This window comes from Streptomyces sp. NPDC036984 (assembly GCF_055607665.1).
Window position 1 is genome coordinate 309,302 of sequence record NZ_JBVJRL010000004.1, and the last position, 14,637, is coordinate 323,938.

The following is a 14,637-nucleotide window of genomic DNA, read 5'->3' on the forward strand; positions in this document are numbered from 1 at the left end:
AATGCCCACGTCCGAGTCCCCCCTGCAGATCGGCCCGCACACCGTACGGCCGCCCGTCGTGCTCGCCCCCATGGCCGGCATCACCAACGCGCCCTTCCGCACGCTGTGCAGGGAGTTCAGCGGCGGCAAGGGGTTGTTCGTCAGCGAGATGATCACGACCCGGGCGCTGGTCGAGCGCAACGAGAAGACCATGCAGCTGATCACGTTCGACGCGAGCGAGCGGCCGCGCTCGATCCAGCTGTACGGCGTCGACCCGGCGACCGTCGGCAAGGCCGTCCGCATGATCGCGGAGGAGGACCTGGCCGACCACATCGACCTGAACTTCGGCTGCCCGGTGCCGAAGGTGACGCGGAAGGGCGGCGGATCCGCGCTGCCCTACAAGCGGAACCTGCTGCGGGCGATCCTGCGCGAGGCGGTGAGCGGCGCCGGTGACCTGCCGGTCACCATGAAGATGCGCAAGGGGATCGACGACGACCACATCACCTACCTGGACGCGGGGCGGATCGCCGTCGAGGAGGGCGTGACGGCCATCGCCCTGCACGGCCGTACGGCCGCCCAGCACTACGGCGGCACGGCCGACTGGGACGCCATCGCGCGCCTGAAGGAGCATGTCCCGGAGATCCCGGTGCTCGGCAACGGCGACATCTGGTCGGCCGAGGACGCGCTGCGGATGGTGCGGGAGACCGGCTGCGACGGCGTCGTGGTCGGGCGTGGCTGCCTGGGCCGGCCGTGGCTGTTCGCGGACCTGGTGGCGGCCTTCGAGGGACGTCCGCAGGACGTGGCCCGGCCGTCCCTGCGGGAGGTCGCCGACGTCATGGTCCGGCACGCCACCCTGCTCGGCGAGTGGATCGGCGACGAGTCCAAGGGCGTGGTCGACTTCCGCAAGCACGTCGCCTGGTACCTGAAGGGCTTCGCGGTCGGCTCCGAGATGCGCAAGCGGCTCGCGATCACGTCGTCCCTCGCGGAGCTGCGGGCGGGCCTGGACGAGCTGGACCTGGACCAGCCGTGGCCGACCGGTGCGGAGGGGCCCCGGGGGCGTACGTCCGGCAACAACCGGGTGGTGCTGCCGGACGGGTGGCTGAAGGACCCGTACGACTGCACGGGCGTCACCGAGGAAGCCGAGCTCGACACGTCGGGGGGCTGACCGACCCGGGGCTCCGCCCCGGACCCCGCCAGGGGCTCCGCCCCTGGACCCCGCCTCGCCCACCCACCACCCGACTCGGTGGGCTGGAAGGTGCCGTGACCGGGCTCGGTGGGCTGGGAGGTGGCGTGGGTCGGCTCTGTGGGCTGGGAGGTGCCACCACCCGACTCGGTGGGCTGGAAGGTGCCGTGACCGGGCTCGGTGGGCTGGGAGGTGGCGTGGCTCGGCTCGGTCGGGTGGAGGAATCCGTCAGCTCTTCTTCGGATGCGGAGTGGAGCCGTACGCCGTCAGGAAGCGGTCACGGAAGGCGCTCATCTTCCATACCGGTGCGTCGTGGGCGGGGCGCAGGCCGTCCGTCCATCCCCAGTCCGCGATCTTGTCGAGGACCTCGGGATCCTTGGCGACGACCGACACCGGCACGTCACGGCTGGCGTGGTTGCCGCTGACCCGGGCGATGGGCTGGTGGTCGCCGAGGAAGACCAGCACGGTGTCCTCGGTGCCGTACCGCTCCAGCCACTCGGTCAGCGCGGTCACCGAGTACTGGATCGACTTGCCGTACTCCTGGCGGGACTTGGTGGTGTCGGCGATGACGTCGGCCGGATCGTTGCCCGCCGCCTCGATGTCCTTGAAGACCGAGCCGTCGCCCAGCCGGTCCCAGCCCACCCTCTTCGGGATGGGCGCCCAGGGCTGGTGGCTGGAGGTCAGGATGAGCAGCGACATGCGCGACTTGCCGGCGGCGGGCTTCTTGCTGTGCACCCGCTCCTGGTACTGCTGGAGCGCGTACTGGTCGGGCATGGTCGACCAGCTGAACTTCGGCCCCCGGTAGCCGAGCTGGAAGGCGTTGTAGACCTTGTCGAGCCCGTACCACTTCTGCTCCGGCCACCCCTTCTGCACGCCCGGCATGACGCCGACCGTGTCGAAGGCGCCGGTCTTCTCGAACGCCCCCGTCAGGCTCAGGTGGTCGCTCGCCATGACCGTGCGGTAGCGCTGCTGGTTGCTGATCCACAGGCCCGACATGGTGGTGGAGTGGCCGAGCCAGCTGCTGCCGCCGTAGGTCGCCGAGGTCAGCCAGCCGCTCTTCGCGTGGAAACCGGCCTTGGCCAGGGCCTTGGTCCGCGCCGTGAGCGTCCTGTCCACTCCGGGCGCCATGACCGGGTCCTCGATCGCGCTGCGGCCGTAGCTCTCGATGAACGTGAAGATCATGTCCTTGCCGCGCAGATCGGGCACCAGCTGATCGGCCGGGGTGTTCCCGAAGGCGTCGACCCGGGCCACCTTCCGGAACTCCGCCTCGTCCTCGAGCGTGTCCGAGACCCGGCGGGCCTGGACCTTGAGCGCGGTCGCGGTGCGGTCGGAGGCGATCGGCACACCGGCTATCTGGAGGCCGAGGGAGGAGCAGGTGATCCAGACCACCCCGGCGATCAGCGTGCCCCGGGTCGCGGTGCCGGGGTGCCGGGCGAGGAGATTGCCCAGCCGGACCATGGACAGCGCCAGCAGGACGAAGACCAGCAGCACGAGAGCGATCACCCCGGCCACGGCGGCGAGGGTGGTCGTCCGGCCCAGGGAGTCCTCCAGATACGACTCCGCGTCGCCGAACAGACTCCAGTCGAGCACGACGTTGAAGCTGCGGCCCAGGTACTGGTTGAAGCCCATGTCGAGCGCGTTCAGCACGGTCATCGCCCCGAGCAGGACCCCGGACACCGCGGCCACCGCCACCCGCGGCCGGCGCGGCAGCGCGAGCAGCACGGCGGCCCCGATGATCGCCTCACCGGGTATCCGCAGGAACTTCGCGGGCCCGAGCCGGACGACGGTGTTGGGCATCACGAGCGCGGCGACGACGAGCACGGCGGCGAGCACGGTGACCGTGACGGACAGGGCCTGGGCGGCGGCGGGGTGCCGTGCCCGCCAGCGCCGCCGCCACGCCGACCAGAGGGTCCAGGGGCGGCGGGAGGGCCGTGGGGCGGGCGCGGCGGTCTCCTCGGGGACCGCCGCCTCCTCGGCTGACTGGAGCGCGCTCATGCCCTCCCGTACGGCTCCCCGCGAAACACCGTTCACGACGGCCGGGCAAACACCAGGTCAATTCAGCCGAGGGCAGCGGAACAGGGGCGCGGCGCTGTATCCATCTGCGGCTCCGCCGCGCGGGTGCGAACAACCCCCACGCACCCGCGGCCACCCGACAACGCCACCACCCCACCCCTCAGGCGCCCCCCACCGCCGTCAACAGCGCAAGCGGCGCGGCCGCGGACCGGGCCTCCCTCCCGCAGGCGTGCGGATACGGCACCGGCGCATCGTGCGGAGCACGCCCGTACCCCGCCAGTACCTCCGGCAGCCGATGCCCCGCCGCCGTCGCCGCGTCGACCAGCGCGTGGGCGACCGTGCGGGCCTCGTCGTGCAGCCCGTACCGCGCCAGACCCAGCGTGATCAGCGCGTTGTCGTGCGGCCAGACGGAGCCGCGGTGATAGGACAGCGGATGGTAGGCCGGCTGGCCGGAGGCGACCGTGCGGACGCCCCAGCCGGAGAAGAAGTCCGGCTCCAGCAGCCGGCGGCCCACCACCTCGCCGTACTCCTTGTCCAGCAGCCCCGACCACAGCAGATGCCCGGCGTCGGACGCCAGCGCGTCGATCTGGCGGCCCTGCCCGTCCAGGGCCAGCGCCGGGAAGGAGCGCTCCCCCATCCAGAAGTCCCGCTGGAACCGGTCCCGCAGGTCGGCCGCCGCCTGCTCCAGCAGGGCGGCGTACGTCTCGTCGGCCCACACCGCCCGCGCCACACCGGCCGTGCGCCGCAGCGCGTCGTACGCGTAGCCCTGGGCGCCCGCGGCCATCACCGCGCCGGTGGGCCGGGTGCCGTCGGCGCAGCAGATCGCGCCGGGGGAGTCCTTCCAGTTCTGGTTGGCGAGGCCGCCCTCGTCGGCGCGGTAGACGAGATAGCCGCGCGAGGTCAGGCCGCCGTGGTCCAGCATCCAGCCGATCGCCGCGCGGGCGTGCGGTTCCAGCCGGCGGGCGAGGACGGCGTTCCCGGTCTGTTCGACGTACGCGCCGAGCAGGACCAGGAACAGCGGGGTGGCGTCGACCGAGCCGTAGTAGCGGCCGAACGGCACCTGTCCGAAGTGGGCCAGCTCGCCGTGCCGTACCTCGTGCACGATCTTGCCGGGCTGGGCGACCGGGGAGAGGGCGGTGCCGGTGGCCTGGGTGGCGGCGAGCGCGGTGAGGGTGGCGGCGGCCAGCCGCGGGCGGTACGGCAGTGCGAACAGGGAGGTGAGCAGGGCGTCACGGCCGAGGAGCGTGAGGAACCAGGGGGCGCCGGCCGCCGGGACGCGCAGCTCCTCGCCGTCGGGTCCGTGCGCCGGGACCTGGAGCGCGGCCAGGTCGGCGAGGCCCCGGGCGCAGGCGGCGGCCAGCTCCGGCCAGCCGGCCGGGAAGGCCACGCCCTCCATGAACTCGGCTTCCCGCGCTGCGAGTTGTTCGCGCACGGCGGCGGGGTGGCGGGGCACGCGCAGGGCGCGTTTCTCGCCGTGCGGGCGGGCGATCACCCGCAGCAGCAGCTCCGTCGTGCCGTGCGGCGCGAGGTCGAGGGTCCACACCAGGCGGCGGGCGCCGGTGCCCGTCTCCTCGACGGCGTCGGGGGCCGGGTCGGCCGTGATCGTCGTACAGGACCGCCATTCGGCGCGCCGGTAGGAGAACTCGATGCCGTCGTCCAGGACCGCGCGGGAGCGTACGGCGCCGGCTTTGACGTAGGTGCGGTGGTCGGAGCGGAGTTCGAACTGGTCGGTGAAGTCGGCGTCGACGGTGAGCGCGAGCCGGACGGTGGTGGGCACCGGGCGGTTGCTGGTCACCCTCACGGACTCCACGAACGAGCTGTCACCGACGGCCTGTTCCCGGAAGAAGGTGTGCGCCGGGGGCTCCTGCCGGCCACCGCGCGGGACCAGTACACAGCGCGCCGCGTCCCCGTCCGCCACCGGGGTGAGCACCTCGGGCACCGCGCCGTCGACGGTGAGCTGCCAGCGGCTGAGGTGCCGGGCGTCCCGGACGAACAACCCGTCCGGGGTCGCGCCGCTGCGCACCCCGCTGATGTCACCACGGTCGCCCACGGCGGCGAAGGTGGCGCCGTGCACAAGCAGATGATGCCGGTCCGTCATCCCCGGTCCCCTCCTCTGTCACTCCTGTCGAACGGTGCGGTGTCCATGGGGGGTGCGACTTTTTGTGGGCTCTTGTCCAGAGCTTGACGCTCGTGCGGTGCGGCCCGCCGGTGGCACAGGTCGAGCGCCAGCGCCGCCGTCCAGCTGAAGCCGGTCGCGCCGCAGGGCTCGCCGGTGTACGGGTCGACGTACTCGGCGAAGCCGGTGGCGCCGGCGAGGTCGAGGACCGCCTCGCGCAGCGCGTCGGCCGCCGCGGTCTCGCCGTGCGTCCGCAGCCCGCGCTCCAGCAGCCAGCCGGTGTTGAACCAGGCCGGGCCCCGCCAGTACCGATGCGGGTCGAAGGCCTCCCCGAGCAGGTCGTAGCTCGGCACCAGCCGGGTGCGGTCGCCCAGGGAGAAGTGCGGCCCGCAAAGGGTGCGGACCAGGGCGGCGGTGAGGTCGCGGGGGAGTCCGGGCACGATCAGCGGGACCAGTCCGGAGACACCGCGCTCGGGGATCAGCCCGGCGCCCCGCAGGTCCCGGCACAGGAACATCCCGGCCTGCGGGTCCCACAGCCGCTCCGCCAGCGCCGCCGTCAGCCGTTCGGCGCGGGCCCGCCGGGCGGTGCCGGACGCGCCCAGTTCCTCGGCGATCCGCGCGAGGGCGTGCTCGGAGGCGATGAGCAGGGCGTTGAACGCCGGGTCCTCCACGGCGAACCCCCCCTCCCCGCCCCCGTCTCTCCCGCCCTGCCCAGCCCCGTCTCTCCCGCCCTGCCCAGCCCCGTCCCGGTATCCGCGATCGCGGTAGTCGGCGGCCAGCCGTACGTACCGCCCGTAGTCCAGATCCGTCGGCCGGTCCTCGGGGGCGCCGTGGTCGAGGTCGGCGCGGCGGAAGGTGCGGGCCGGGGCCGGGGTGATCCGGGCGAGCGGGGCGTCCCAGCAGGGGCTGTTGTCCATGCCCTGCTCCCAGGGATGGACCACGGACACCAGACCGCCGCCGCCCAGGTCCCGCCGGTGCAGCAGATACCGGTGCCAGGCCGCCAGCCGCGGGTACACCCGGGTCAGGAAGGAGCGCGCCCGAGACAGGCCCGGGTCGGCGCGGTGCACCAGCCAGGCCGCCAGCGCATGCACCGGTGGCTGCACGATGCCCGACGTCTGTACGGTGCGCGGGGCGCCCGCGGCGCGGCCCGCGGTGGCCGAGCGCCAGAAATCAGGGCTCGGGAAGTACGCGTCGAGCGGTACGGAGGGGTTGAACACGATGTGCGGGACGCGCCCGTCGCCCCACTGCGCCGACAGCAGCGTCTCCAGTTCGGTCTGGGCCCGCAGCGGCGAGACGTGCCGCAGCCCGATGGCGATGAACGCGGAGTCCCAGGACCACTGGTGCGGATACAGGCTCCGGGAGGGGACCGTGGAGCGGCCCGTCCAGTTCGCCTCCAGCACCCGGGCCGCACTGACGTGCAGGGACGTCATCGTCTCCGGTGGATGGGCCGGTGGATCGTATGCGATCTCGTACGGGGTGGGACGGGCAGTGAGCTGGGCAGAGCGATCCACTCGGGGCTCCCCGAAGACGTCCGGCCGACCGGGTTTGGCTGCGGCCACCGAAGGGTTACGTCTATTTAACACGCAAAACTTACTATGTAATGCAGGCTTGGGAAACACAAGGGGGTGCGCATGACCGGACGTCCGGGAAGGACCGGCAAGAGCGGAAGCCAGGCAGGGGCCGGTGATCTGCTCGAACTGGTGCGCAGTGGACGGGCCGTGACGCGTGGCGCGCTCCAGCAGGCGACCGGACTGTCCCGGGCCACCGTCGGCCAGCGCCTGGACCGGCTGTTCCGGGCGGGCTGGCTGCGCGAGGGCGCCGGCGGCCCGGTCGACTCGCCGCTCGGCGGGCGCCCCTCCATCACCCTGGAGTTCGACGACTCCCACGCCGTGGTCCTCGCGGCGGACCTGGACACCCGGCACGCCCGCGCGGCCGTCCTCTCCCTGACCGGCGAGATCCTCGCCGAGCACTCCGGCACGCTGGTGGTCGAGGACGGTCCCGAGGCCGTCCTCGGCGAACTGGGCCACTGGTTCGCCGAGCTGCTGACCAAGGCCGGGCACCGGGCCGAGGAGGTCTGCGGGATCGGGCTCGCGGTGCCGGGCCCGGTGGACAGCGAGACCGGCCGGGTGGTCCAGCCGCCGATGATGCCGGGCTGGGACGGCCACGACATAAGGGCCCGCCTGTCCCGCGCCCTCACCGAGCACACCGGAGCCCGCACGGTACCGGTCCTGGTGGACAACGACGCCAACCTCATGGCCTACGGCGAACAGCGCACCGGCTACCCCGACTGCACGGCCTTCGTGCTGGTCAAGGTGTCCACGGGCATCGGCGCCGGGGTTGTCGTGAACGGCTCCGTCTACCGGGGCGTCGACGGCGGCGCGGGCGACATCGGGCACATCCGGGTGGGCGCCGACGCGCAGTGCCGGTGCGGCGCGTACGGCTGTCTCGCGGCCGTCGCGAGCGGTGGTGCCGTGGCCCGGCGGCTGGCCGCCTCCGGGGTGCCGGCCGCCTCCGGCGCGGACGTACGGGACCTGCTGGCCGCCGGGCACCCGGAGGCGGCCGCGCTCGCCCGGGAGGCCGGGCGCCGGGTCGGGGACGTGCTGGCGACGGTCGTGACCCTGCTCAACCCGGGCGTGCTGATGATCGCGGGTGACCTGGCCGGCACGCCCTTCCTGACCGGCGTGCGCGAGCTGCTCTACCAGCGGGCGCTGCCCCGTTCCACGGCCCACCTGGACGTCGTCACCTCCCGGCTCGGCGAACGGGCCGGGCTGATCGGCGCCGGGGCGCTGGTGGTGGAGCACCTGTACGCGCCGGAGCGGGTGGAGGAGCGGCTGGCGGCGATGGGCGTGTGACCCCCGTGTTTCCCTGCTCGAACGCGTCCGCGGGCGGGTCCGCATGGTGAAACAGGGCGCTCTGTGGCAGCGTGATTCTCGCCACCCTTGATAAGGGTTGCGCTCAGATGAGCGAATCAAGTGCGGCTGCACTTCTCCAAGGGGTGGCACTCGGTGCCACCCCTTGTCTGTTCAGCGATCGAAATCAGACGTGTCGGGAGCTGCTCATCTGAGCGACAAACCGCACCTGTGGGCGCTGTTGTGTTCAAGAAGTGAAAACATACGGCTGGCTTCGCTTGCCAAGCCTTGACTTTCGATCCGCTGGCGGACGGGTGGTTACAGGCGTATGACGCGCAAGTGGACGTACCCATGAACCTTCGATCTGGGTATGTTCCTCGCCGTCAGGGCAGCCACCGTGGCCTCAAGGAGTCGAGACCCGTGTCGGAAAACAAAGAACCCCACGTAGCGAAGTTCGTTTACGACTTCACCGAGGGCAACAAGGACCTCAAGGACCTCCTCGGCGGCAAGGGTGCGAATCTCGCCGAGATGACCAACCTCGGTCTGCCGGTCCCTCCCGGCTTCACCATCACCACGGAGGCCTGCAAGGTCTACCTGGAGAGCGGTGAGGAGCCCGCGGCACTGCGTGACGAGGTAAGTGCGCACCTCGACGCCCTCGAAGCCAAGATGGGCAAGAAGCTCGGCCAGGCCGACAACCCGCTGCTGGTCTCCGTCCGCTCCGGCGCCAAGTTCTCCATGCCGGGCATGATGGACACGGTCCTCAACATCGGCCTGTCGGACAAGTCGGTGCAGGGTCTGGCACAGCAGGCCGGCGACGAGCGGTTCGCCTGGGACTCCTACCGCCGCCTCATCCAGATGTTCGGCAAGACCGTCCTCGGCGTCGACGGCGAACTCTTCGAGGAGGCCCTCGACAAGGCCAAGGCGGCCAAGAAGGTCACGGTGGACACCGACCTGGAGGCCGCGGATCTGAAGAAGCTGGTCACCACCTTCAAGAAGATCGTCAAGAAGGAGGCCGGCCGCGACTTCCCGCAGGACCCGCGCGAGCAGATGGACCTCGCCATCAAGGCGGTCTTCGACTCCTGGAACGGCGACCGGGCCAAGCTGTACCGCCGTCAGGAGCGCATCCCGCACGACCTGGGCACGGCCGTCAACGTCTGCTCGATGGTCTTCGGCAACCTCGGCCCCGACTCCGGCACCGGCGTCGCCTTCACCCGCGACCCCGCCTCCGGCCACCAGGGCGTCTACGGCGACTACCTCCAGAACGCGCAGGGCGAGGACGTCGTCGCGGGCATCCGCAACACGGTCCCGCTCGCGGAGCTGGAGCAGATCGACAAGAAGTCGTACGACCAGCTGATGCAGATCATGGAGACGCTGGAGAACCACTACAAGGACCTCTGCGACATCGAGTTCACGATCGAGCGCGGTCAGCTGTGGATGCTCCAGACCCGCGTCGGCAAGCGCACCGCCGGCGCCGCCTTCCGCATCGCCACCCAGCTGGTCGACCAGGGCCTGATCGACGAGACGGAGGCCCTCCAGCGGGTGACCGGCGCCCAGCTGGCCCAGCTGATGTTCCCGCGCTTCGACGACAGCGCCAAGACCGAGCAGGTCGGCCGCGGTATCGCCGCCTCGCCGGGCGCGGCGGTCGGCAAGGCGGTCTTCGACTCGTACACCGCGGTGAAGTGGTCCCGCTCGGGTGAGAAGGTGATCCTGGTCCGCCGGGAGACCAACCCCGACGACCTGGACGGCATGATCGCGGCCGAGGGCATCCTCACCTCGCGCGGCGGCAAGACCTCCCACGCGGCCGTCGTCGCCCGCGGCATGGGCAAGACCTGTGTCTGCGGCGCGGAGGAGCTGGAGGTCGACACCAAGCGCCGCCGGATGACGGTTCCCGGTGGCCACGTGGTGGAGGAAGGCGACCTGATCTCCATCGACGGCTCGACGGGCAAGGTCTACCTGGGCGAGGTCCCGGTGGTCCCGTCCCCGGTGGTGGAGTACTTCGAGGGCCGCATGCACCCCGGTGCCGACGACGCGGACGAGCTGGTCGAGGCGGTCCACCGCATGATGGCCTTCGCCGACCGCAAGCGCCGGCTGCGGGTGCGCGCCAACGCGGACAACGCCGAGGACGCGCTGCGCGCCCGCCGCTTCGGCGCCCAGGGCATCGGCCTGTGCCGCACGGAGCACATGTTCCTCGGTGAGCGCCGCGAGATGGTCGAGAAGCTGATCCTGGCCGACACCGAGGAGGAGCGCGAGGTCGCCCTGCGGGAGCTGCTGCCCCTGCAGAAGAAGGACTTCGTGGAACTCTTCGAGGCGATGGACGGCCTCCCGGTCACCATCCGTCTCCTCGACCCCCCGCTGCACGAGTTCCTCCCGGACATCACGGAACTCTCGGTGCGCGTGGCCCTGGCCGAGTCCCGCCAGGAGCCGCACGAGAACGACCTGCGGCTGCTCCAGGCGGTCCACCGCCTGCACGAGCAGAACCCGATGCTCGGCCTGCGCGGTGTCCGCCTCGGCCTGGTCATCCCCGGCCTGTTCACCATGCAGGTCCGGGCGATCGCGGAGGCGGCGGCCGAGCGCAAGGCGGCCAAGGGCGACCCGCGCGCGGAGATCATGATCCCGCTCGTCGGCACGGTCCAGGAGTTGGAGATCGTCCGCGAGGAGGCGGACCAGGTCATCGCCGAGGTCGAGGCGGCGACCGGTACGCGGCTCAAGCTGGCGATCGGCACGATGATCGAACTGCCGCGAGCGGCTCTCACGGCCGGCCAGATCGCGGAGGCGGCGGAGTTCTTCTCCTTCGGCACGAACGACCTGACCCAGACGGTGTGGGGCTTCAGCCGCGACGACGTCGAGGCGAGCTTCTTCACGGCGTACCTGGAGAAGGGCATCTTCGGGGTGTCGCCGTTCGAGACGATCGACAAGGACGGCGTCGGTTCCCTGGTGAAGGCCGCGGCGGAAGCGGGCCGGCGTACCCGCCCCGACCTGAAGCTCGGCGTCTGCGGCGAGCACGGCGGTGACCCGGAGTCGGTCCACTTCTTCCACGAGGTGGGTCTGGACTACGTCTCCTGCTCCCCGTTCCGCATCCCGGTGGCCCGCCTGGAGGCCGGCCGCGCGGCGACCCAGTCGGAGGGCAGCGACCACCGCTGACCTTCCCCGGAACCCGGAGCCGCCGTTGGTCCCCGACCCTCACCGATCGGCGGCGGCCCCGGAACACGAAAGAGAAGGGGCGGCACCCCAGTGCGGGGGGTGCCGCCCCTCGTCATGCGGAGCACAGCCGAGGCCCCCATCGGTCGTAAAAGGATCCGACGGCGCAGGAGGGCACACGGCCGTACCCCCTCTTTCGTAATCGCCCCGCATGGTTGATCGTTGGGCCGTGCATCGATGACGAACGTCAGGGGGGCACAGGATGACGATCAGTCGCAGGAATCTGCTGGCCGCGGGTGCGGGAGCCGTCGGACTGCTGACGGCTTGTGGATCCAACACCGGGCGTGGAGGCGGTGGTTCGGGACCGCGGTTGTCGCAGTGGTACCACCAGTACGGTGAGGCCGGCACCGAGCAGGCCGTCCAGCGGTACGCCGCCGCTTTCAAGAAGGCGCACGTCACGGTCCAGTGGCGGCCGGGGAACTACGACCAGCAGACCGCCGCCGCGCTGCTCACCGACTCCGGGCCCGATGTCTTCGAGGTCAACGGGCCCACCCTCGACCAGATCCAGGGCGGTCAGGTGGCCGACCTCACCGATCTCCTCGGGGGCGTCGCGGACGACTTCAATCCGGCCGTGCTCGGGCCCAAGACCCACCGAGGGCGGGTCTACGGCATTCCGCAGGTCATCGACATGCAGATGCTCTACTACCGCAAGAGTCTGCTGAAGGACGCCGGGGTCGCGCCACCCACCACCCTGGACGCCCTCGTCGACGCCGCGAAGAAGCTCACCGGTGGCAAGGTCAAGGGCCTGTTCCTGGGCAACGACGGGGGAGCAGGCGTCCTCGGCGGAACCCCCTTGTACGCGGCTGGACTCCAGCTCGTCACCGACGACGGCAAGGTCGGCTTCGACGACCCCGTGGCCGCCCGCACCCTCGGCAAGCTGCACCGGCTGTACGCCGACGAGTCCCTGCTCCTCGGCGCGCCCACCGACTGGTCCGACCCGGCCGCCTTCGTGCAGGGGCTGACCGCGATGCAGTGGTCCGGGCTGTGGGCGCTGCCGCAGATCAAGAAGGAACTCGGTGACGACTTCGGGGTGTTGCCCTTCCCGCGGGACGGAGGCGCAGGCCGGCCCGCCGTGCCCGTCGGCGCGTACGGGGCCGCCGTCAGCACGCGCGGCGAGCACCGCGAGCTGGCCGAGGAGTACGTGAAGTGGCTCTGGGTCGAACGCACCGACTACCAGGAGGACTTCGCGCTCTCGTACGGCTTCCATATCCCCGCCCGGATCTCCCTCGCGAAGAAGGCCACCGCGCTGAGGACGGGCCCGGCCGCCGACGCCGTCCGGTTCACCACCGACCACGGCTACGCCCAGCCGCTGCTGTGGACCCCGGCGAGCCAGACCGCCTACCAGGACGCGCTCAGCCGGATCATCAAGAGCGGTGCGAGTCCGGAGAGCGAACTGCGGGCGGTCGTCGGGAAGGTGTCGGCCGAACTCGACCGCGTGAAGAAGAAGCCGTGAGGCGCAACAGAGCGCTCTGGTTCTGGGCGTTCGTCGGGCCGTTCGCCCTCGGGCTCGCCCTGTTCACCTACGTTCCGCTGCTGTGGAGCGTGGCACTCAGCTTCTTCGACGCGCACAACACCGTCACACCCACGGACTTCGTCGGGCTGGACAACTACACGGCGATGCTGCGGGACGACGCCTTCACCGACAGCCTGCGGACCTTCCTCGTCTTCACCGCGTTCATCGTGCCCGTCACCTACGTGTGCTCCCTCTCCCTCGCCCTGATGGTCAACCGGGTCCGGCGGGCCCGGGCCTTCTTCCGGTCCGTGTTCTTCCTGCCGGCCGCGTGCAGTTATGTCGTGGCCGCGCTGATCTGGAAGATGTCGATCTTCAACGGGGTGCGGTTCGGGCTGGCCAACACCGTGCTGGGGTGGTTCGGCGGCGATCCCGTCGCCTGGCTGTCCACCACCGACCCGCCCTGGTACTGGCTGGTCATCGTGACCGTTCGGCTGTGGCTCCAGGCCGGGTTCTACATGATCCTGTTCCTCGCCGGGCTCCAGCGGATCGACCCCGTGCTGTACGAGGCGGCGGCCGTGGACGGGGCCCGGCCCGGCTGGACCGTGCTGCGGCACGTCACCCTGCCCCAGCTGCGCGCCACCTCGGTCGCGGTGGTGCTGCTGCTCGTCATCAACGCCTTCCAGGCATTCGACGAGTTCTACAACCTGCTGTCCGACGCCCGGGGCTATCCACCGTACGCCCGGCCGCCGCTGGTCTACCTCTACTACACCGCGCTCGGGCAGGGGCAGAACCTGGGGCTCGGCAGCGCGGGCGCGGTGATCCTCGCGCTGGTCGTCGCCGTCGTCACGGTGGGGCAGGCACGCTGGCTGAAGCTGGGAAGGACGGACGGCGATGGATGACGCCCTGGTGCGGGCCGGGCGGGCGCTGCGGCTGGTGCTGCTGATCGCGCTCGCCCTGCTCTTCCTGATCCCCTTCTATCTGCTCGTGCGCAACGGCCTGGCCGGTGAGCAGGACATCACCTCTCCCGAATGGACCTTCTTCCCACGCGAGGTGAGGTGGGGGAACGTCGGTGAGCTGTTCGACGACTCCTCCGTTCCCTTCGCCCGGTCCCTGCTCAACTCCGCGCTCATCGCCGTCGCGACGACGCTGGGCACCCTGCTCCTGGCGTCCCTCGCCGGGTACGGCCTCGCCCGCATCCCGTACCGGCACGCGAACAAGGTCTTCTACGGCATCCTGGGCACCCTGCTGGTCCCGGCGGCCGTCACCTTCGTACCGAGCTTCGTGCTGGTGTCGTCGCTGGGGTGGATCTCCACGCTCCGCGGGCTGATCGTCCCGACGCTGTTCCCGGCGTTCGCCTGCTTCGTCTTCCGGCAGTACTTCCTCGGTTTCCCGCGGGAGCTGGAGGACGCGGCGCAGGTGGACGGGCTCGGGTACTGGCGGACGTACTGGCTCGTCGTCGTGCCGGTCGCCCGTCCGGTGTTCGCCGCCGTCGGCACGATCGTGTTCCTCGGCGCGTGGAACTCCTTCCTGTGGCCGCTGGTGATCGGGCAGGACCGGAACGCCTGGACCGTGCAGGTGGCGCTGTCGTCGTTCACGACGTCCCAGGTGATCCGGCTGCACGAGCTGTTCGTCGCGGCCGCCGTGTCGATCCTGCCCCTGCTGCTGGTCTTCCTGTGCTTCCAGCGGTGGATCGTGGCGGGGGTGGAGCGGTCCGGGATCGACTGACCCGGCCGGGGGTCAGAGCGTGCCGCCGCTGTCCACGACCAGGTCGGTGCCGACGACGGAGGCCGCGTCGCCGGAGGCCAGGTACAGGACGGCGGCGGCGAGCCGAAGTTCTCCACCGCGG

Annotated in this window: 9 protein-coding genes; 6 read left to right on the top strand and 3 right to left on the bottom strand. The window is 71.2% G+C overall.

Annotated features, from left to right (window positions below; genetic code table 11):
• Window position 1 precedes the first annotated feature (1 nt).
• Window positions 2-1,144, top strand: a complete 1,143-nt coding sequence (gene dusB, locus ACZ7DL_RS10775) for a tRNA dihydrouridine synthase DusB (RefSeq protein WP_470773212.1) — start codon at window positions 2-4, stop codon at window positions 1,142-1,144.
• 246 nt (window positions 1,145-1,390) lie between these two features.
• Here the strand turns inward: dusB and ACZ7DL_RS10780 are convergent, their stop codons facing one another.
• The 3 genes from ACZ7DL_RS10780 to ACZ7DL_RS10790 form a co-directional block, all read right to left on the bottom strand.
• A complete protein-coding gene (locus ACZ7DL_RS10780) occupies window positions 1,391-3,157 on the bottom strand; it encodes an alkaline phosphatase family protein (RefSeq protein WP_470773214.1) in 1,767 nt (588 codons plus the stop codon).
• Between the two features lie 178 nt (window positions 3,158-3,335).
• Window positions 3,336-5,273, bottom strand: coding sequence for an amylo-alpha-1,6-glucosidase (locus tag ACZ7DL_RS10785; RefSeq protein WP_470773216.1), 1,938 nt, complete (start codon window positions 5,271-5,273; stop codon window positions 3,336-3,338).
• Entirely contained in the window at window positions 5,270-6,802 is a 1,533-nt protein-coding gene (locus tag ACZ7DL_RS10790; RefSeq protein ID WP_470773217.1) for an MGH1-like glycoside hydrolase domain-containing protein, read from the bottom strand. The genes ACZ7DL_RS10785 and ACZ7DL_RS10790 overlap by 4 nt, the downstream gene beginning before the upstream one ends.
• Before the next feature lie 120 nt (window positions 6,803-6,922).
• Between ACZ7DL_RS10790 and ACZ7DL_RS10795 the strand changes: the two genes are divergently transcribed.
• From ACZ7DL_RS10795 to ACZ7DL_RS10815, 5 genes are all read left to right on the top strand, one after another.
• Entirely contained in the window at window positions 6,923-8,143 is a 1,221-nt protein-coding gene (locus ACZ7DL_RS10795; protein ID WP_470773219.1) for an ROK family transcriptional regulator, read from the top strand.
• A 417-nt stretch (window positions 8,144-8,560) separates the two neighbouring features.
• On the top strand, window positions 8,561-11,281 hold the full coding sequence (gene ppdK, locus ACZ7DL_RS10800; RefSeq protein WP_470773221.1) for a pyruvate, phosphate dikinase: 2,721 nt from the start codon (window positions 8,561-8,563) through the stop codon (window positions 11,279-11,281).
• A 259-nt stretch (window positions 11,282-11,540) separates the two neighbouring features.
• Window positions 11,541-12,791, top strand: a complete 1,251-nt coding sequence (locus ACZ7DL_RS10805; RefSeq protein WP_470773223.1) for an ABC transporter substrate-binding protein — start codon at window positions 11,541-11,543, stop codon at window positions 12,789-12,791.
• The gene (locus tag ACZ7DL_RS10810; RefSeq protein ID WP_470773225.1) at window positions 12,788-13,690 is read left to right on the top strand and encodes a carbohydrate ABC transporter permease; all 903 of its coding nucleotides are present in this window, start codon (window positions 12,788-12,790) and stop codon (window positions 13,688-13,690) included. The genes ACZ7DL_RS10805 and ACZ7DL_RS10810 overlap by 4 nt, the downstream gene beginning before the upstream one ends.
• Entirely contained in the window at window positions 13,683-14,516 is an 834-nt protein-coding gene (locus ACZ7DL_RS10815; RefSeq protein WP_470773226.1) for a carbohydrate ABC transporter permease, read from the top strand. Before ACZ7DL_RS10810 ends, ACZ7DL_RS10815 begins: the two co-directional genes overlap by 8 nt.
• Window positions 14,517-14,637: the final 121 nt, after the last annotated feature.

Coding starts and splice junctions, on each gene's coding strand:
- ACZ7DL_RS10785 (WP_470773216.1), bottom strand. CDS start 5,273: ATGACGGACCGGCATCATCTGCTTGTGCACGGCGCCACCTTCGCCGCC.
- ACZ7DL_RS10780 (WP_470773214.1), bottom strand. CDS start 3,157: ATGAGCGCGCTCCAGTCAGCCGAGGAGGCGGCGGTCCCCGAGGAGACC.
- ACZ7DL_RS10795 (WP_470773219.1), top strand. CDS start 6,923: ATGACCGGACGTCCGGGAAGGACCGGCAAGAGCGGAAGCCAGGCAGGG.
- dusB (WP_470773212.1), top strand. CDS start 2: ATGCCCACGTCCGAGTCCCCCCTGCAGATCGGCCCGCACACCGTACGG.
- ACZ7DL_RS10805 (WP_470773223.1), top strand. CDS start 11,541: ATGACGATCAGTCGCAGGAATCTGCTGGCCGCGGGTGCGGGAGCCGTC.
- ACZ7DL_RS10815 (WP_470773226.1), top strand. CDS start 13,683: ATGGATGACGCCCTGGTGCGGGCCGGGCGGGCGCTGCGGCTGGTGCTG.